Here is a 17,219-nt window from a genome sequence, read left to right as displayed (position 1 = left end):
GAGAGCCTCCCTCCAGGGAAATTCTTGTCTTCCCAGCGGTGCCGCCTTAGCTCAGTTGGCCAGAGCAACGCACTCGTAATGCGTAGGTCTCGGGTTCGAATCCCGAAGGCGGCTCTAGAAGAACCCCAGGACTCACTCGCCGTGACCTGGGGTTTTTCTTATGCCCCGATCAGGCGGGGACGGACCGGGATGATCTCCGTGCCCTCATGTGCGGCCGTCGTGAGGCCATCCTGCCGGAAGGGCGCCCACAACGGGCTGCGGACATGGCGGCCGACGGCGCCGGGGAGAAGGTCTTCACCGCCCTCCTCGCCCAGGCCGACGCGATCAGGCCTCGGACGGTCCCGCGGACGGCCGCTGCCGGCCGCCCGCGTTCGTCATCTCGCCCGGCCGGGCCGGTGACTTCCACCTTGCCGGACTCCTCTCGCCGCCAGCTTCATCTGGTCAGCGAGCCGATGCGAAGGAAACTCCCTAGGCCTCCGGTGTTCCGTCCGCGTTGATCCGGCGGAAGCCGAGGTACGGGACGAGGGACTCGGGCAGGACGAGGGAGCCGTCCTGCTGCTGGCACTGTTCCAGGAGCGCGGCCAGGGTGCGGCCGATGGGCAGGCCGGAGCCGTTGAGGGTGGCGACGGGCCTGGGCTTGCCGTCCTCGCCTCGGGTGCGGATGTTCGCGCGGCGGGCCTGGAAGGTGCCGAAGTTCGAGACCGAGGAGATCTCCCGGTAGGTGTTCTGGCTCGGGATCCAGACCTCGATGTCGTACGTGAGCTGCGCGGAGAAGCCCGTGTCGCCGGCGGCCAGCCTGACCACGCGGTAGGCGAGGCCGAGCTCCTTGAGGCACGCCTCGGCGTGGCCGACCATCGTCTCCAGCTCGGTGTCCGCGGTCTCCGGGTCGACGATCTTGACGATCTCGACCTTGGCGAACTGGTGCTGGCGGATCAGGCCGCGGGTGTCGCGGCCGTAGGAGCCGGCCTCGGAGCGGAAGCAGGGGGTGTGCGCGGTCAGGGCCAGCGGCAGCTCGGCCGGCGGGATGATCTCGTCGGCGTAGAGGTTGGTCAGCGGGACCTCGGCCGTGGGGATGAGGAAGAGCTCGCGGTCGGCGACGCCCGTCTTGAACAGGTCCTCCTCGAACTTCGGCAGCTGGCCGGTGCCGGTCATCGTCTTGCGGGTGACCAGGTACGGGACGGCGTGCTCGACGTACCCGTGGCGGCGGGTGTGGATGTCGAGGAAGAGGGTGGCCAGGGCCCGCTCCAGGGCGGCGCCGGCGCCGCGGGAGACCGCGAAGCGCGGGCCGGAGAGCTTCGTGGCCCGGGCGAAGTCGAGGATGCCGGTGGCCTCGCCGAGGTCGACGTGGTCCTTCGGCTCGAAGGAGAAGGCCGGCGGGGTGCCGACGCGGCGGATCTCGACCGCGAACTCCTCGGAGTCGCCGTCGGGGGCCGCGTCGTCCGGCAGGTTCGGGATGGTCAGGAGGAGATCGCGCAGCTCCTGCTGGACCTGCTCCTGCTCGGCGTCGATGTCCCGGATCCGGTCCTTCAGCTCGCGGGCGCGCTCCTTGAGCCCGGTGATGTCGCCGCCCTGCCTGGCCGTCTGCTGGACCTCGCTCGCCACCCGCTTGGACTCCGCCCGCAGCTCGTCGGCGGAGCGGACGCTCTGGCTGCGCCGGGACTGGAGGTCTTCCAGCCGGGACAGGTCCAGGGAGTAACCGCGACGAGCGAGCCGACGAACCGCTTCGGCACCCATGTCGATCAGGGCGCGGGCATCATGCATGAGGAAGATCCTTCTTCTCCGGCGAGCGGGATGGGGATACCGGATCGACGGTAGCAACCCCCGGCCCCTGGCCGATCCGCAATATCGCCGCGGTCCGCCGGCCCTGTGGACCGCCCCTGCGGGTGTGCTCCGGCACGGCGAAAGGGCCTGGTCAGGATCCTCTGTTGGCAGGTGCCGCCCGAGGGATGCGGCGCGGTGGCATCTCCTGGGGCGGTGTGGCGTGCGCCGCCCAGGCGCGTTGCCGTTCCTGCCGCCAGACGATTCCCAGCACGTCGTCCGACACGGGCCGGACGAAGCCGAGACCGGCGAGGATGTCCCGGGCCTCGGGTGGGGGACCGCCGGTGTCCGCCGTGAGCAGGCTGCTGAGGATGGGCACGTCGTCGGTTACCGGGCCTTCCGCACGGACGAGAACGCGTACCAGGCCCGCGGGGGGAGGGCTCGGTGCCGCGCACCCCTTCGGTCCGAACAGGTCGGTGACCGTGACGGTGTGGCCGCGTTGTGCCGCCGCGGTCAGCCGCCGCCGCACCGCCTCCAGGACCGCGCCACTGCGTTGGACGGCCCGCTCGAGAGCGACGGCGTGCTTGCCCGGACTTCCTTCCCGCCCGGTCCACCAGGTGCGGTAGGCGACTCCGCGCCGCCCGGCCAGGTGCCACCGGTCCTGCCACGAACGGGCGTCCCTCATCGCCTTCACGAGTGCCTGCCGGTCCCGGTCGCGGGCGAACTCCAGTCGTTCCTGGGCCTTGTCCAGCAGTGCGCCGATGCGCTTCGTGTCGCGTCGCGCCGATTCGAGTCGAGCGCTTCCGGGGATCCTCCGCGACGACCTGTGCACCGCGAACAGCCGCAGGGTCTGCTGCTCGCACCATTCGAGGCGGGTTCGTCCGGAAGGAACGATTCGGCCGAGCGATTTCACGACTTCGTCGAGGTAGGGGAGAGGCCGGCCGTTGTCTCCACGGACCAGGACCGCGAGGGGCGGCTGCGCCAGGGGTGTCGCGGCGTCCACGCTGCTGAGCAGGATCTTGCGGCGGGAGCTGTCGAAGGTGCCGAGGTCGAGCCCGGCAATCGCCGCCAGGTCGGCCCACGTCGTGGTTTCACCGTGGACGGCGCAGAGCAGCAGGAAGTCCCGGAGCGTGAACACGGCCTCCTGCCATGGCGTGATGGGGCCTGCGGCCTGGCCGCGGCGCTGCGTTTCCCCTGCCGTCACCGCCGGCTGCCCGGCGCGGACCGGAGCGGGCTGCCGGTACGGTTCGACGGTCCGTCCTCGCGGACCTGACCGAGCAGCCAGCGGAGTCATCAGGCCGGACGCCGTGATCCAGCACTCGTCGAGATGCCGCCACTCGACACCGTGTCCGGGAAGCTCGGTGCCGACCTGGACGCGCCGTTGCCACAGGCCCTCGCGCCGGGCACTCACCATCCTCAGCCGCAGCAGGTACCCCCGCCTGCCGAGGAGTTGCCGGGACACGCGGGTGTGTTCCCCCAGCAGTACGTCGTCGTAGCTCCCGCTCAGCGCGAATTCCACTTCCGAGCGCGGCAGGATCCCGTTCTCGTACGGGCAGTAGAAACGCAGACGGAGCCCGGGGGCGGGCAGGAAGGCGTCCAGGTACGTCCAGTCCTCATTGGTCTGCCTGCGCAGTTCCAGCCGGTGATCGAGCCCGCACCCGTCCAGCCAGTGGCGTACCTCCCGGTGGAGGTACAGGGGATCGGCGCTGTCCTCGTCGGTCCGGCGCCGTCCGCACACCTCGCCCGGCCGGTGCGCGAAGTGGCTGACCCTGCCGTGGCATATCCGCGCGGTGAGGATGCCGCCGCACCCGCCGATGAGGGTCCCGCACCAGAAGGCGTTGGAGCCGTGGAGCCGCTTGAGCCGCAGCGCGTCGTCGTGCACCGGCGGTAAGATCACGGGCTGGTCCGAAGTCCGGCTGCCGAGCACGGCGACCTTCACCAGCCGGCTGTCCCCAGAGACCACGTACCCCCCAAGCAGCGCTCCAGCAGGCCGCGCGGCGGGCGGTGCCGACGGCCGGGGCGATGAGTATGCATCGCCCTGCGGGGCGTTGGAACAGTTCGTCTCAGGTAGTGGGCCGCTGTTCCGGTCCGTCCGGGGCCGGCGGGGTGAGGGGGGCGAGTACGGAGCGGGCGTCGTCGGTCAGGGTGGCCAGGACGTCGACGTAGGCGGTGATGCCCTCGCTCCAGCCGACGTTGCCGGCGAAGTCCACGAGGTGTGCCGTGCGGCGCAGGGCGGCGCTGCGGCACAGGAGGGTGTCGTCCAGGGCGGGGCCGCGGGCGGTGAGGAAGGCCTCGGCCATGAGCCGGAAGGGCGAGGGCGCCGACTCGTCCGGGAGGTTGCGGGCGGCCACGTCCGCCATTTCCGCGAGTTCGCCCAGGAGCCAGCCCGCGTCGTGTTCGGGTCTTCCGCGGGACAGGGTCTCGCCGGTGAGCAGTACCGTGTGGCGGCCGTCCGGGGCGGGGACCGTGAGGCCGAGGGACGGTTCGCCGTGGAGCAGTACGTCTTCGGTGGTGCCGGGGGAGGCTCCGTGGCACCACTCGGCGAGGGTGTTCAGCCGGGCCGGCCCCAGGCGGTCCGTACAGAGGCGGTGGAGCCGGGCCGCGCCGTCGGGCCCGGTGCCGGTGCGGAGCCACCGGCCGAGGCGGTCGAGGGCGGGCGGCGGTCCCGTGGCGCCCCGGGGGAAGGGGTGTTCGTTGATGTCGCGCAGGGCGTGGGCGACGGCTTCCACGACCGGGCCCAGCGGGAAGGGTGCGGGGGCGGGCGGCCAGACGGTGCGGGCCAGGGACTTGGCGCCGGGAGCGGTGTAGGCGGCCGTTTCCGTGTCGGTGTCCGTGTCCCAGTCGAACGTGGCCGCCGCCACGTTCGGGGAGGGGGCGAGGCGGTGGGTGGTCCGGTTCCGCGCCGTGCCCGTCAGGTGTGTCCTGTGCCAGAGGTAGCGGGCGTCCGGGGCCGTGAGGATCCGGGTGCGCAGCTGCCTGGTGCCGTATTCCTCAACCAGCATGGGCCGCCCGCTTCCGTGCCAGTGCGCCGATCACCACGGGCAGCGGCGGCGGCACGGCGGCGTCGTCGCGTCCGGTGGTGATGCTGCGGCCGGGGGTGGTGGGGACGACCACCACGTTCGGGCGGGCTCCGAGGGTTTTCAGGTGGTGCTGCAAGGTCACGTTCTCCTGCCCGCCCGGAGGCAGTGCCGGAGCCACCGCTATCGGGGCGCGGGTGCACTGCAGGGCGAGCATGGCCGGGGTGTCCGCCATGCCGGTGGCGAAGCGGGCGATGAAGTTCATGGTGGCCGGATAGACGATCGCCGAGTCCGCCCACTGGGCCAGTTCGACGTGCCGCGCGGTGGGCGTGGCCTCCTCCGGCCAGACGTCGAGCAGCACTTCGCCGCCGCCGAGGGCGGCCAGCGCGGCCCGGCTGACGAACCGTTCGGCGCTGCGGGTGACGACGATACGGGTCTCCAGGCGCGGGTAGGCCAGCCGGAGCCAGCCCGCCCAGGTGGGCAGATGGGCCGCGTGGACGGCACCCGTCGCGACGACGAGCAGCCGTTCGGCGGTGAATTCCGGGACGGGCACGCCGCCGGTGGGGACTTCCTCGTTGGTCACGTCTGATCTCCTGCTGCCTCGAATCCGAACCGGGCCAGGGACGGCCACGCGGCCGCCGGGTCGCCGAGGACGACGCCCGCCTCCGGGCCGGGGCCGAAGAAGTCCCGGCAGGCCGCGGCGACCTCGTCCGCGGTCACTTCCAGGAGTTGCCGGGGGTACTCCTGGATCCAGTCGGTGCCCACGTCCCAGCAGCACAGCGAGGCGAGGAGGTTGGCCAGGTCCGACTGGGAGGCGGTGGCGGTCAGCAGCGAGCCCCTGAGGTAGGTGCGGGCGCCGTCGATCTCCCGCGGTGTCGGCGGGCTCTCCACCAGGTTCGTCAGCTCGGCGAGGACCTCGGACACCACCAGGCCGGTCGACGGCGTCCCGCAGACCACGTCGGTCACCGTGGAAGGGGTGCCGAGGGTGCGGTCGAAGCGCGACAGCGCGTGGTAGGCCAGGCCCCGCCGCTCGCGGATGTTCGCCACCAGCCGGGAGGAGAAGTACCCGGCGAACACCGCGTTGGCCACGGCGAGCGCGGGGTACTGGGGGTGGCCGAAGGGCACGGAGCGGCAGGACAGCGCCACGTGGGACTGGGCGGCCCCGGGGCGCGGGACCAGCCGCATGCGGCCGGCCGGCGCCGTCCGGGGCACCGGGGCCGCCGCGGCGCCGGCGGGCATGCCGGAGAAGGTCCGCGCCACCGTGTCGGCCGTGGCGTCGGCGTCGATGTCCCCGACGACGATCACGCGGGCCTCGCGGAGCGAGAGGGCCGTGCGGTGCGTCTCGCGCACGTCGTCCGCGGTGAGGGCCGCCACGGTGGCGGCCGGCGGCCACGCGTCGAAGAGCGGGAGGTCGCCGTACCGGGCCCGGTTCAGTTCACGGAGGGCGATGCGCTGGGGCTGGGCGTCGAGGATCGCCAGGGCCTGGGACAGCCGTTCGCGTTCCTGGGCGAGGCGGTCCTCGGGGACGTTCGGCGCGGCCAGCCAGGAGGCGACCACGGCGAGCATCTTGCCGAGCCCGGCGGCGGGCACGTGTGCGACGACGGTCAGCCACTCCGCCATGCGCTGCGCCTGCGGCCGGCCGGTGGTGAACGCGGAGTCCCAGGGGACGTCGCGGCCGTCCAGCCGTACGGAACCGGTGAAGGCCGTCGTCGTGAGCAGCTCGGCCGCCACCGACCTGACGGGGTCGCCGGCCGACAGCGGGACGAGGACGCGGACCTCGACGAGCGGAGCGCCCTTCCTGGGCACCGCGAAGATCCGCAGGCCGGAGGGCAGGTGCCGCTCGACCACGCGGGGGAGGGCGAGCGGCTTCTCGGGATGGAGCGGGGGCAGGGGCCTCGTCACCGTGTTCCTCCGGCATCGAGCGTGTGGACCAGGAGTGCGGCGGGCTCGCCGCCGGCCAGGGTCCCGGCCGCTTCGCGTACCGGGCCGGGCCCGAGGGCCTCCAGGAGTCCGGGGAGGTCCATCGGCAGCGACGGCTCGTCGTGGAGCAGGGCCGAGGCCCCGACGGCCCTCGCGAAGGCGAGGACGTTGTCGTGCTTGCGGTGCCACCGGGCGACGGTCGCGCTGATCGCGGCGGCCACTTCGCCGTCGGCGGGCCCCGGTCCGGCGAGGTCCTCCAGCACCGCCTCGATGGCGCCGGTGACCTCCCGGTGCCCGGTCGAGGGGTGCCGGGCCGTCACGACGAAGGTGTCGGGGTCCCGGGCGTCGAACGGTCCGAAGAACCCGCACTGGGCGGTGGCGGTGGTGAGGTTGACGCCCCGGGCGAGGGCCCGCTGCCGCAGCCGTCCGGACGGGCCGCCCAGGAGCGCGGCCAGGGCGATGTGGCCGAGGTAGCGCTCGCGTTCGGCGACCGGGTCGGGCAGGCGGTAGCCGACGGCCGTGGCGGGCAGGGGAGCCCGCGGGTCGGTGTGGCCGCCGGTCCTGGCTTCGGACGGCCAGGGCTCCGACAGGTCCTGCGGGGTGGCCGCCGGCCGTGCCGCGATGTCGCCGAAGTGCCTGGTCACCCATTCCGTCGTCCGTGCCGGATCGATGTCTCCGACGATCGTGAGCACGGCGTTGGACGGCGTGTAGTAGCCGTCGAAGAAGGCGGCGCATTCCTCCAGCGTGGCGTGGTCGAGATCGATGAAATCGCCGTAGCCATTGTGTGCGTTGGAGAATTTCCGGTAGAGCACCGAAGGAAGATTGGTCCAGGGAAATCCGCCGTAAGGGCGGTCGTGGACGTTCTGCTTTATTTCCTCCTTGACCACCGCCAGCTGGGTGTCAAGGGAATTCTGGGTGAGCCGCAGCGTCCGCATTCGGTCCGCCTCTAGGAACAGCAGTCTTTCGAGGGCCGACGCGGGAGCGATCTGGTAGTACTCGGTGTAGTCCTGGCGGGTGGATCCGTTGGCCGTTCCGCCCGATCCCTGCACGATCGTGAAGTGCTCGGAACGTCCGACGTTCTCGCTTCCCTGGAACATCAGGTGTTCGAAGAGGTGGGCGAATCCGCTGCGCCCTTCCGGCTCGGACCGGAACCCCACGTCGTAGTGCACGCAGACGGCCGCCAGCGGTGCCGTACCCCGTCGGCAGAGCACGACGCGCAGGCCGTTGGGCAGCGTGAAGCGGGAGGTGGACTCCGGTTCCTCCGGCATGACGTGGCAACTCCCTCTTGTGGCCGAGGCCCGGGCGGCGTCCGACGGACGGGCCCGGGCCACTGGCGGATCGGCGCTGAAGGTCAGCAGCCCCAGCCGACGGTGATCGTGATGCAGATCTCCGACGAGGTCACCGTGGTGGTGATGGCCGGCGCGTCGGTGGCCTCGGAAGCGGCGAGCTCCTCCGGCGTGGTGTAGGCGGCGTAACCGGCGATGAGTTCCATGGAGTCCATGTGGATTCCCCCTTGAGAAAAGAATTCGATGGGCGGTTCCCCGATCGGGCCCCGCCGTTCTGACGTTTCTCAGTAGATCATCTTCCGGAGCTCTGGCGATCATCCTGTGGGCCGCGTCACCGGGTTCGGGTGCTACTTAGGAAAGTTCGGCGGCATTCGGTGCGGGAATGGCGCGACTTAGGGAAGTCGAGGCGAATCCGCATTCCGGTAGAGCGCCTCGTGGTCGATATTCGCGGCGGTCAGCCGCTCCCGCAGGCAGTCGTCCAGCGACCGGCCGGCCCCGTCGGCGTGCTCCAGCAGCGCGTCCGCGAGGGCCGCGGCGCGGTGCTGCCCGAAGCTCATTCCCCGCATGCCCGGCCGGGTGTCCTCGGGCTCCCAGGCGATGGCGATCCCGGGAGCCAGTTCCCTGGCGAAGGAAGAGGTGGCGGCGGTCAGCCGGGGTGCGCCGGGGCGCGGTACCGCGTCCGCCACCACCGAGGCGCCGTGCCAGGCGTCCTCGCCCAGGTAGACCACCAGGCCGTCCCGGCGCGGGAACAGGCGGCGGGACGACGTCACCTTGGCCCGGTAGGGCACCCCGTCGCGCTCCAGCGCGCGCAGCACCTCGCCCCAGGTGCGTACGGCCTCCTCCGGGGTGCGTACGTGTACGTACACCCGCAGCAGCGGGCGCCGGGACGAATGCCCCCGGGAGCCGTCGACGAGGAAGAACCCCGGGGAGAGGCCGGGGCGCCGGGCGGGCATCCGCACCCTCGTCCCCACGACGTGCGGCTCGGGCACGCGTACGCGTACGCCGTCGACCAGCACCAGACCGTCGCCGTCGAGGCGGGCGGCGGCCATCGTCGTCCCGTGCGGCGTGGCCCCGCCCAGCCGCTCCTCGAACAGCGGGTCCCGGTAGGTCCGGGGCCGTTCCTCGGCGAAGGCGTTGCCCACGTGGAAGGTCTCGTAGAGCGCGGTGATCAGCTTCTGGCGGAGCCTGCCGGCCGTGTCGGCCGTGATGTCGCGCCCGCCCACGCGGGCGCTGCGGGTCCCGGGGTGCACGCGCACGTCCGACAGGAGTTCCGTGAGGTAGGGGAAGGCGTCCATCTCAAGCCTCCAGGCCGAGGACGGTGGTGAACTTCTCGGGATGCAGCACGGCGGAGCGTCCGATGCCGGCCGCCGCCCGGTCGAGGGCGGTGAGCCGTGGACGCTGCTCGGCGGAGGCGAACATCCGGTCGATGAGGTGCCAGCCGGCGAAGGCCGTGGCCCTGACGGGCAGGCGGGGGTCGGTGACCGCGGCGGCCGCGGTGGCGGACGTGGCCGAGGCGGCCGCGGTGGCCGCCCGGTAGCCCTCCCAGAAGGCGACGTTGCGCGTCCGCAGCCTGCCCAGCTCGGCCACGCCGCGTTCGACGACGTCCTGATGGGAGAGCTGCGGACTCGGGCCGCTCAGCTCCGCGTCCTTCGACGGGATGTCGAGCACGGCGCGGTGCAGCCATTCGCCGACGAAGGCGCCGATGTCCCGGGCCGGATCCGCCCTGCGGAACTCCTCCCAGTCGCAGAGGCGGAGCCGTCCGCCGTGCAGCAGGAACTGGTCGAGGCGCAGGTCGCCGTGGACGAAGGCGGCCGGCGCGGCCGCCTCCTCGGCGCGCAGCCGGCGCAGCGCGAGGGCGAGTTCGGTGTCGCGTTGCAGCATCCCCCAGGCCTCCAGCGAGGCCCCGCTCGCCTGGGTGTGGTACGCCAGGGGGAGCGCTTCGAAGAACTCCAGCGGGGGGAGCAGGATCGGGTCGGGTTCCGTCGTACCGGTCCCTCGCGGGGGAAGGGCGTCCGGCGGGAGGGAGTGCAGCGCGCCGATCATCTCCCCGGCGCGGCGGGCGAGTTCGTCGTCGAACTCCTCGTCGGTCGCCAGGTCCGAGCCGGATCGGGCGCCTTCGAGCCACTCGAAGACGACCAGCAGCTCCTCGGCGTCCCAGCCCAGGCACTTCGGCGAGTCCAGTGGCCCGCGGCCGGCGGCGGCCGCTTCCTCGTAGGCGAGTTGCCGGCGGAAGCGGCGGGCCGCGTCCGGTTGCCGCCCGTCCAGCTGTTTGACGAACACGGCGCGTCCGGTGGTGGTCGGACCCGCCGCGTTCCGGTTGCGGCCCGTGGGTGAATCGCCCTGCGGCGGCAGCAGCCGCCCGAGCCCGAGCCGCTCCAGAAGGCCCTGCACGGCGGGTGATGTCGCGAGATCGTCGGTCATTTCAGCCTTGTGATGAGGTAGGCGCGCAGTCTTCTGCCCGCGTGTCGTTGGGGCCGCTCGGGCGGTGCGCCGTGCAGCCGGTGGGCCGTGTGCCGCGCCCACCACATGCCCGCCGCGCCCGCCAGGAGCAGCCAGCCGATGTGGCCGGGGCCCAGCCGGTGGGCGCGCTCGACGGTGACCAGCACCGGGGCGGACAGCGCGAGCGCGGCCAGCGGGCCGCGCGCGTACCAGAGCCCCGTCTGGAGCGCGGCGGTGTTGCCCATGGGGGTCTCGGCGCCGACCAGCAGATGGGTGGGGACCGAGCCGCGGTACGAACTGACGAGTGCGGCAGCCACCATGGCCGGCACCGCCGCCAGGAGCACCGCACCGCCCGGTGTCCACCGGCCGGTGAGCCAGGCCACGGCGTCGCCCGCGCCGAGCCAGCCGAGCAGCAGGGCGCACGGGACCCATGCGTGCCGCAGCGCGAGGGCCCTGAACTCGTAGGGGAGGTTGGCGGAGCGGCGGGCGTCGTCGCTGTCGACGCGGGCCGGCTCCGTCAGCTGCGCGGCCGCCAGGTACTCGGCGACGAGGGCGGCCGCGCACAGGGCGGCCTGCCCGTCCGGCCGGGCGTGGTGCGCGGCGGCGACGAGGGCGAGTGCCGCGGTGCTCCACAGGGCCGCCCACAGCAGGCGTCCCGGGGCCCGCAGCAGCCCGGTGGCGTCGCGCCAGGGCACGATCAGCCACCCGCGGCGGGGTACGGGCAGCCGCAGCAGCGGCCTGGCCCGCTCCCCCCGCATGCCGCGGGCCGCGGAACGGGCCTGGCGCAGGTCGAGGGAGTACACCGACGCGGAGACCCGGGACGCGACGGTGGCGCGGCCGCGGAGGGCCTCCTCGGGGACGTCGGGCGTCTCGCGGCGGGCGAACAGCAGCGCGGCGAGCGTGAACGCCGCGGACAGGGCCGTCCCGGGGATCCAGCCCGGAGTGTGGTGTCCGGCCGCGGTGACGAGCGGCTGGGCGGCCCACCCCCACGGGCCGGACCACAGCACCAGCGTGCCGGCGGTGCCGCCGGGGCCGCGCAGTACCGCGTACGCGCAGAGCGCCGCCGAGCCCGCCGCCAGTGCCCAGGTGATCCCCTGGAACCGGACGGCGTTACGGGCGACCGCGCGGTCGTGGCGTTCGACGAGCAGCCCGGCGGCCACCGCGGTCAGCGCCGTCGCCGCGCCCGCCCATGCGCCCGCCGCGGTCAGCGGCAGCCAGGCGGCGGAGCCCGCGACCGAGAGCAGGTAGCCCAGCACCCCGCCGCCGGCCAGGCCCATGGCGGCCGCGCGGAGTGCGGACGCGTGGAACCGGGGCAGCAGGAGCGGCCCGCGCAGGACGGGCAGGGGCAGCAGCCACGAGACGGTCGGCAGGTCCACGAGCACGGGGCCCCGCCAGACGGCGCCTCGGGCGGCATGGACCACCACCAGCACCAGCAGCGCCGGCACGGCCACGGGGAGGCCGGCCAGCAGGTGGTCCGAGGTGCTGCCGTGCCACTCCCCCCGCCGCCCGGCCCTGGCGGCGGCGAGCAGGAGCGGTACTCCCCAGAAGGCCGTCCCCAGGGCGACGCAGTAGAGCACGAAGACGTTGTTCCCGCGCCTGCTCCGGCGCGTCGAGGCGCGGGCCTCGCGCAGGAACGCCAGCGTCTCGTCGGTGCGCCGGCGCAGGTCGGTGCGTTCGGTGTGGCCGGTGTGGCCGGTGTGTTCGGTGCGTTCGGCCGTCACCGGTCCCCCCTGACCGGGGCCACGGTGGCCCGCCCGTCCTCCAGGGTGAGCACGTGGTCGGCCACGGCCGCGGCCAGCTCGGCGTCATGGGTGGCGAGCAGGATCGCCGCTCCCCGCCCCTTGTGGGCCGAGAGCCGCTCCGCCAGCTCCACGCGTGCCCGGGCGTCCAGCCGCTGTTCGGGCTCGTCCAGCACCAGCAGGTCGTGCGGCCGTACGAAGGCCGAGGCGAGGAGCAGGGACTGCGTCTGCCCCGACGAGAGCGCCGAGGGCCGTGCCCCGGCGTGGTCGGCCAGCCGGTGGCCGGCCAGCACCCGGTCGACCGCTTCGCCGGCGCGGCGGCCGAGTCCGTGCCCGACGGCGACCAGCATCAGGTGCTCGCGCACCGTCAGGTCCGGATAGGCCGAGCCGGCTTCCATCACGGTGGCCACGCGGGCGCGGGTGCGGGGCGAGTCCTCGTGCAAGGGCTCGCCGTCGAAGAGGACTTCGCCCGACGTGGGCTGCTCGCGGCCGCACGCCAGCCGCAGGAGGGTCGACTTCCCCGACCCGTTGTCCCCCACCAGTACGGTGCACTCCGCCGGTGCCAGCGCCATGGTGACCGCGCGCAGTACGCTCCGGTCCCCGTAACTGCGGCTGACGTCGGTCAGCCGGAGCAGGCCGCCGTTCGCGGCCGCACTCGCGGTCGCCTCCGCGGCCGCCTTCGGATTCGCCTTCCGGGTCGCCTTCATGTGCGGTGCCTACTTCGGGTCTTCGACGGCCTCGTACACGGAGACGTGGCGGTGGCTGTTCACGTCGAAGGGCTCTCCGCGCCAGCCGCCGTGGCGTTCCACCAGCCGCAGGCCGGCGAGGCGCGCCATGAGGTCGATCTCCGTGGGCCAGGCGTAGCGGATGACTTCCTGGGTCGGGCGCGGCACCCCGCCGTCGATGACGGTGTGGATGACGAGGATCAGCTGCCGGTCGCGCATGACGTGGGTGCTGTCGACCATCACCGAGGTGGGGGAGAGGTACCGGGTGCTGGTCTTCTCGCCCTCCTGCTGGTGGAAGGCGCGCGGTTCGAACGCCTCGATGACCACGCGGCCGCCCGGCGCCAGCTGCTCGCGCATCCGCTGCATGCACTGGACCTGGGCCTCGGCCGTGGTCGGGGCGAAGAAGGTGTTGAGGGCGATGAACACCACGTCGAACTGTTCGCCGGTGCCGCCGGTGGTGAAGTCCGCGGCCGTGGTGGTGACCCTCCCCTCGGGGTCCCGTGCCGCGAGCTTCTCCAGCATCTGCTCGGAACCGTCGATGCCGTGCACCGTCAGCCCGCGCTCCGCGAGCGGGATCGCGATCCGGCCGTTGCCCACGCCGAGTTCGAGGACGCGGCCGGACTCGGGAGCCAGCTTGGCCATGAAGTCGACGGCATCCGATATGTCCGGGGAGGCGGGCGGGTACATCAGGTCGTAGACATCGGCCAGGGCGTCGTAAGTGGTGGCGGAATCCATGGGTTTCTCTTTCGGAAGGGGGGTGGGTCGGTCGGACTATGCCGCGGCGGTCAGGGCGGCGAGGTGGTGCGGGAGGTCCGCCGGGGCCTGCCGGCTGTACGCGTAGGCGGCCGAGACGAGCGTCATGTGGTGGTGCCAGCCCGGGAACGAGCGGCCCTCGAAGTCGGCGAGCCCGAGTTCGCCCTCCATGTACCGCACGGCCTCCCGCGCGAGCCTCGGGGTCCGGGTCAGCGCGAGCAGTTCCTCGGTCCGGCCGTGCGGCATGTTGGTGATCCAGGTCCGCTCCGCCGAACGCCCGGCGCGGGCGCGGGTGGTGAAGGCGCGGTACGCGGCCTGCCCCCGGTCCGCGCGCACCGGCCCCGGCAGCACCGTCGCGGCGCGTGCGAGGGCCAGGTGCCCGGGGACCGCCACCACGAACTGGTGGCCGCGGTGGGCGAGGCCCCGGACGAGCGCCTCCGCGCCGGGGCGCGAGGACGCGTCGGCCACGACCGGCACGGCGGGCAGCCGGGTGTGCGCGGCCAGCACGTCCACGAGGCCCAGGGCCTGCTCCTCGGCGGAGCGGTGGCCGATGCCGTCCGGGATGCGGACCCGGCGCCTGCGGGCGGGGTCCCCCGTCCAGCACTCGGGCAGGTACAGCGTCCAGTCGACGGGCAGCGCCCCGTGGTCCCCGGCCAGGAACAGCCCGGTGCCGACCTGCCCGTTGACGGAGCGTCCGTCGACCGGGCTGAAGCGGCGGTGCACCCCGCACGAGTGGTCGCCGCGCTTGCGCAGGACCACGTCGTCGAGCACCCAGGCGCGGGGGGCGGTGTGCTCCTCCGCCCACCGCGTCAGCTCCCGGCGGACCGGTTCCCAGTCCCACGGACTGGCGTTGACGAACTGGTGCAGTGACTGGAAGGCCGTCTCCCGGTCCGATACCGCCGCGGCGAGCCGCCGCACCGTCTTCTTGCCGGACGTGCCGAGCAGCCCGCGCAGGTACACCTCGGCCCATCGGCGCTGGTCGGTCCGGCGGAGGCTGCCGAAGGTGGCCTCGGCGAACACTGAGATCATGTAAAAACAATAGCGAACGTTCTGTTTTTTTCCAGGGCTGATCTACGCTGGTGCACTACTTCGGCAAGTCGCGCGGACCGGCGCCCGCTGACGCCGCGTCAGTCGTCTCGCGGTTCGAGACGCGCCCGGAATCCGGCGCGTTTTTGGCAACTAGGCCTTGCCTGAGGGGCGCGGCGTTTCGCAGGCTGGCCACCGCGGGCGCCGCATGCAGCGCTCACCCAGCGCACGACATCCACGCACGGCACCCACCCACGACATCCACGCGCGACTCATCCGGGTGTGGCGACATCGGAGAGAGCATGGTGAAGCAGGAGAGGGCGGTCCGGACGCGCAACACCGCGGTGCAGGCGGCCGCGTCGGAGTTCTACCGCGCCGGATACGGCGGCACGTCGCTGAAGGCCATCAGCCAGGCCGCGGGCATCTCCATGGGCGCCGTCACCTTCCACTTCGACAGCAAGGCCGAACTCGCCGAAGCCGTCGCCGAGGAGGGCTGCTCGGCGGTGCGGTCGGCGCTCGACGAGGCGGCCGGCCGCCGACGCGGGAAGGCCCTGGACGACCTCGGGAGCCTGATGCTGGAGCTCGCCCGCCTGCTGCGGGACGACGTCACCGTGCGCGCGACCGCCCACCTCGCCCGGGAACTGCCCGACATCGAGGACTGGACCTCCCTGTGGCACCCCGTGGTGGCGGGGCTGGCCCAACAGGCCCACGAGCAGGGCGAACTGCACGCCCCCGCCGGCCCGGCGAGCGTCACGGCGCTCGTCGCGCACCTGATCTGGGGGGCCGAGGCCACGCTGCGGGGCACGTACCCCGACGGCCCGGGCGACGCGCTGGACCAGCTTGAGGGCATCTGGCTCCTCGTCCTGGAGGGCATAGGCCCGGACGGCCCTTAGGGGGTGTCCGGCGGATCAGGGCCGGACGCCCCTTAAGCCGCCTGCCCGGCCCGGCCCACGGTTTCGCGGTACCAGGCGGCGGACGCCGCCAGGCGGGCCACCGGTCCCGGGCCCGGGGCGCAGCCGGCCAGGCTCCAGACCTCGTCGCTGCGGTACCAGTGGTCCTGCGCCAGCAGGGAGAACTGCCGCTCGCTCACGGCTCCCGGCGTGGCCCGCAGCAGGCTCAGGCACTCCTCCCACGCCAGGTCGGTGTGCACGCGCGGCAGCACTCCCAGCTCCGCGAGCTCCGCCAGCACGTCGCCGGAGCGCACGGGCACGGGATGGCCGGCGTGGAACACCCGCCCGGCCGTCGCGCCGTCCCCCGGGAGGAGGGCGAGGGCGGTGACGAGCCGGGCCAGGTCGGTGACGTCGGCCGCGGAGAGCAGGCCCCGGCCGCCGTCCCACCGCCCGGGCACCCGGTCCACGAGCTCGGCGAGGGCCGGAACCACCCACCGGTCCCCGGTACCCAGCACCAGTCCCGGCCGCAGCACGGCGGCGCCCGCCGCCAGGGCGTACGCCTCTCCGGCCAGCCGGGTCCGGCTGGTCGCGGACACGGGAGCCGGCTCCAGCTCGCCGACGACGGCGCCCCGGTGCGGCCCGGGCCCGTACACGGCCGCCGTGGACAGGTGGACCACCCGGCCGGTCCCGGCCCGCCCGGCCTCGGCCATCAGGGCGGCCGTGCCGCGGACGTTGACCGCCTCGCACAGGGCCTCGTCCGGGCCGACCAGGCCGGCCAGGTGCAGCAGCACGTCCGCGCCCTCGCACACGCCGGCCACGGACCCCGGCCGCGCGAGGTCCGCCCGCACCCACTCGGCGCCGCCGGCCGCGCCCGCTCCCGGCGGCCGCCGCCCGACGGCGCGGACGGACACGTCCCGCCGGCGCCCGATCTCCCGGAGCACCGCGGCCCCGATGAAGCCCGTCGCACCGGTGAGCACCACCCGCAGAGGGCTCACTCGGGCGTGGCGCGCAGCTGCGCCAGCGTCGCCGGCGCGGCGATGCACGGCAGGAAGTACTTCCACAGCGCGGCGACCCGCTCCAGGAGGTCGACGCGCCCCGTCGCGATCTGCGAGAACAGCTGCGTACCGCTGTAGGCGCCGACCAGGACCTGCGCGAACTCCCGCTCGTCCACGCCGGGCAGCAGCTCGCCCCGCTCCCGCGCCACGAGGAGCAGGCCGTGGAACTGCTCCACCCACTGCTGGTACGCCGTGTCGTCCTGGAGGCCGAACTCGCCCTGCTCGACGGCGAGGCGCACACCGGCCCGGAACAGGACGTTCTGCTGGAGCTCCCGGCCCACGTGGAAGGTGATGTCGATCAGCCGCTGGAGCCCGTCCTCACCCGGCGGGAGCTGTACGTAGTCCCCCTGGGCCAGCATGACGGCCCGGGCGAGCTCCACCTTCGACGCGAAGTGGAAGTACATGCCGCCCTGGGTGACCCCGGCCCGGCCCATGATCATGCTGATGCTCGCGCCGTGGAACCCGAGCTCGTCGAACGTCTCGGCGGCGGCGCGCAGGATCGCCTCCCGCGTCCTCAGCGCACGGTCCTGCTTCAACCCCGCCATTTTTGGATCACACCACCGGCCACTCGACAAACAAAACGAACATTCTCTATTTTACAGAGGGGCCGC

The 17,219-nt window shown here is 73.4% G+C and carries 16 protein-coding genes and 1 tRNA gene; 2 read left to right on the top strand and 15 right to left on the bottom strand.

Annotated features, from left to right (window positions below):
• Positions 1-40 precede the first annotated feature (40 nt).
• Positions 41-114 (top strand) — tRNA-Thr (locus ACZ7IF_RS23220).
• Positions 115-468: 354 nt separating this feature from the next.
• Here ACZ7IF_RS23220 and serS read toward each other — a convergent pair.
• The 13 genes from serS to ACZ7IF_RS23155 form a co-directional block, all read right to left on the bottom strand.
• Positions 469-1,761 (bottom strand): serine--tRNA ligase, encoded by a 1,293-nt coding sequence (serS, locus tag ACZ7IF_RS23215; RefSeq protein ID WP_470974298.1) that lies wholly within the window; start codon positions 1,759-1,761, stop codon positions 469-471.
• A gap of 151 nt (positions 1,762-1,912) precedes the next feature.
• Positions 1,913-3,721 carry a hypothetical protein gene (locus ACZ7IF_RS23210; RefSeq protein ID WP_470974295.1) on the bottom strand — a complete coding sequence of 603 codons (1,809 nt, stop codon included), beginning with the start codon at positions 3,719-3,721 and terminating at the stop codon, positions 1,913-1,915.
• A gap of 100 nt (positions 3,722-3,821) precedes the next feature.
• Complete coding sequence (locus ACZ7IF_RS23205; protein ID WP_470974292.1) at positions 3,822-4,760, bottom strand: hypothetical protein; 939 nt, start codon at positions 4,758-4,760, stop codon at positions 3,822-3,824.
• On the bottom strand, positions 4,750-5,358 hold the full coding sequence (locus ACZ7IF_RS23200) for a flavoprotein (RefSeq protein WP_470974289.1): 609 nt from the start codon (positions 5,356-5,358) through the stop codon (positions 4,750-4,752). The genes ACZ7IF_RS23205 and ACZ7IF_RS23200 overlap by 11 nt, the downstream gene beginning before the upstream one ends.
• Positions 5,355-6,677: a M16 family metallopeptidase gene (locus tag ACZ7IF_RS23195; RefSeq protein WP_470974287.1), complete on the bottom strand. Its 1,323-nt coding sequence runs from the start codon at positions 6,675-6,677 to the stop codon at positions 5,355-5,357. Before ACZ7IF_RS23195 ends, ACZ7IF_RS23200 begins: the two co-directional genes overlap by 4 nt.
• Positions 6,674-7,963 carry a M16 family metallopeptidase gene (locus tag ACZ7IF_RS23190; RefSeq protein ID WP_470974284.1) on the bottom strand — a complete coding sequence of 430 codons (1,290 nt, stop codon included), beginning with the start codon at positions 7,961-7,963 and terminating at the stop codon, positions 6,674-6,676. Before ACZ7IF_RS23190 ends, ACZ7IF_RS23195 begins: the two co-directional genes overlap by 4 nt.
• A gap of 83 nt (positions 7,964-8,046) precedes the next feature.
• Complete coding sequence (locus tag ACZ7IF_RS23185; protein WP_266839938.1) at positions 8,047-8,196, bottom strand: LxmA leader domain family RiPP; 150 nt, start codon at positions 8,194-8,196, stop codon at positions 8,047-8,049.
• A gap of 177 nt (positions 8,197-8,373) precedes the next feature.
• Entirely contained in the window at positions 8,374-9,276 is a 903-nt protein-coding gene (locus tag ACZ7IF_RS23180) for a T3SS effector HopA1 family protein (protein WP_470974280.1), read from the bottom strand.
• Between the two features lies 1 nt (position 9,277).
• The gene (gene lxmK / locus ACZ7IF_RS23175) at positions 9,278-10,402 is read right to left on the bottom strand and encodes a class V lanthionine synthetase subunit LxmK (RefSeq protein ID WP_470974278.1); all 1,125 of its coding nucleotides are present in this window, start codon (positions 10,400-10,402) and stop codon (positions 9,278-9,280) included.
• Positions 10,399-12,141 carry a hypothetical protein gene (locus ACZ7IF_RS23170; protein WP_470974275.1) on the bottom strand — a complete coding sequence of 581 codons (1,743 nt, stop codon included), beginning with the start codon at positions 12,139-12,141 and terminating at the stop codon, positions 10,399-10,401. Before ACZ7IF_RS23170 ends, lxmK begins: the two co-directional genes overlap by 4 nt.
• The gene (locus ACZ7IF_RS23165) at positions 12,138-12,866 is read right to left on the bottom strand and encodes an ABC transporter ATP-binding protein (RefSeq protein ID WP_470974272.1); all 729 of its coding nucleotides are present in this window, start codon (positions 12,864-12,866) and stop codon (positions 12,138-12,140) included. Before ACZ7IF_RS23165 ends, ACZ7IF_RS23170 begins: the two co-directional genes overlap by 4 nt.
• Positions 12,867-12,875: 9 nt before the next feature.
• Positions 12,876-13,619: a class I SAM-dependent methyltransferase gene (locus ACZ7IF_RS23160; protein ID WP_470974270.1), complete on the bottom strand. Its 744-nt coding sequence runs from the start codon at positions 13,617-13,619 to the stop codon at positions 12,876-12,878.
• 36 nt (positions 13,620-13,655) lie between these two features.
• Positions 13,656-14,666, bottom strand: a complete 1,011-nt coding sequence (locus ACZ7IF_RS23155) for an IS701 family transposase (protein WP_470974266.1) — start codon at positions 14,664-14,666, stop codon at positions 13,656-13,658.
• Positions 14,667-14,965: 299 nt separating this feature from the next.
• On the opposite strand from ACZ7IF_RS23155, the gene ACZ7IF_RS23150 reads away from it, so the two are divergent.
• Positions 14,966-15,556, top strand: a complete 591-nt coding sequence (locus tag ACZ7IF_RS23150) for a TetR family transcriptional regulator (RefSeq protein WP_470974263.1) — start codon at positions 14,966-14,968, stop codon at positions 15,554-15,556.
• Positions 15,557-15,588: 32 nt separating this feature from the next.
• On the opposite strand, the gene ACZ7IF_RS23145 is transcribed toward ACZ7IF_RS23150, so the two are convergent.
• Positions 15,589-16,548: an NAD-dependent epimerase/dehydratase family protein gene (locus ACZ7IF_RS23145; protein WP_470974260.1), complete on the bottom strand. Its 960-nt coding sequence runs from the start codon at positions 16,546-16,548 to the stop codon at positions 15,589-15,591.
• Positions 16,545-17,153 (bottom strand): ScbR family autoregulator-binding transcription factor, encoded by a 609-nt coding sequence (locus tag ACZ7IF_RS23140; RefSeq protein ID WP_470974257.1) that lies wholly within the window; start codon positions 17,151-17,153, stop codon positions 16,545-16,547. The genes ACZ7IF_RS23145 and ACZ7IF_RS23140 overlap by 4 nt, the downstream gene beginning before the upstream one ends.
• Positions 17,154-17,219 lie beyond the last annotated feature (66 nt).

This window comes from Streptomyces sp. NPDC037421 (genome assembly GCF_055602105.1).
Note: the sequence above shows the minus strand (reverse complement) of the source record. Positions and strands in the feature narration are given on the sequence as shown.

What these genes read in the sequence shown, in the direction of transcription:
- serS (WP_470974298.1), bottom strand. Translation starts at nt 1,761, where the DNA reads ATGCATGATGCCCGCGCCCTGATCGACATGGGTGCCGAAGCGGTTCGT.
- ACZ7IF_RS23205 (WP_470974292.1), bottom strand. Translation starts at nt 4,760, where the DNA reads ATGCTGGTTGAGGAATACGGCACCAGGCAGCTGCGCACCCGGATCCTC.
- ACZ7IF_RS23190 (WP_470974284.1), bottom strand. Translation starts at nt 7,963, where the DNA reads ATGCCGGAGGAACCGGAGTCCACCTCCCGCTTCACGCTGCCCAACGGC.
- ACZ7IF_RS23185 (WP_266839938.1), bottom strand. Translation starts at nt 8,196, where the DNA reads ATGGACTCCATGGAACTCATCGCCGGTTACGCCGCCTACACCACGCCG.
- ACZ7IF_RS23180 (WP_470974280.1), bottom strand. Translation starts at nt 9,276, where the DNA reads ATGGACGCCTTCCCCTACCTCACGGAACTCCTGTCGGACGTGCGCGTG.
- lxmK (WP_470974278.1), bottom strand. Translation starts at nt 10,402, where the DNA reads ATGACCGACGATCTCGCGACATCACCCGCCGTGCAGGGCCTTCTGGAG.
- ACZ7IF_RS23165 (WP_470974272.1), bottom strand. Translation starts at nt 12,866, where the DNA reads ATGAAGGCGACCCGGAAGGCGAATCCGAAGGCGGCCGCGGAGGCGACC.
- ACZ7IF_RS23160 (WP_470974270.1), bottom strand. Translation starts at nt 13,619, where the DNA reads ATGGATTCCGCCACCACTTACGACGCCCTGGCCGATGTCTACGACCTG.
- ACZ7IF_RS23155 (WP_470974266.1), bottom strand. Translation starts at nt 14,666, where the DNA reads ATGATCTCAGTGTTCGCCGAGGCCACCTTCGGCAGCCTCCGCCGGACC.
- ACZ7IF_RS23150 (WP_470974263.1), top strand. Translation starts at nt 14,966, where the DNA reads ATGGTGAAGCAGGAGAGGGCGGTCCGGACGCGCAACACCGCGGTGCAG.
- ACZ7IF_RS23140 (WP_470974257.1), bottom strand. Translation starts at nt 17,153, where the DNA reads ATGGCGGGGTTGAAGCAGGACCGTGCGCTGAGGACGCGGGAGGCGATC.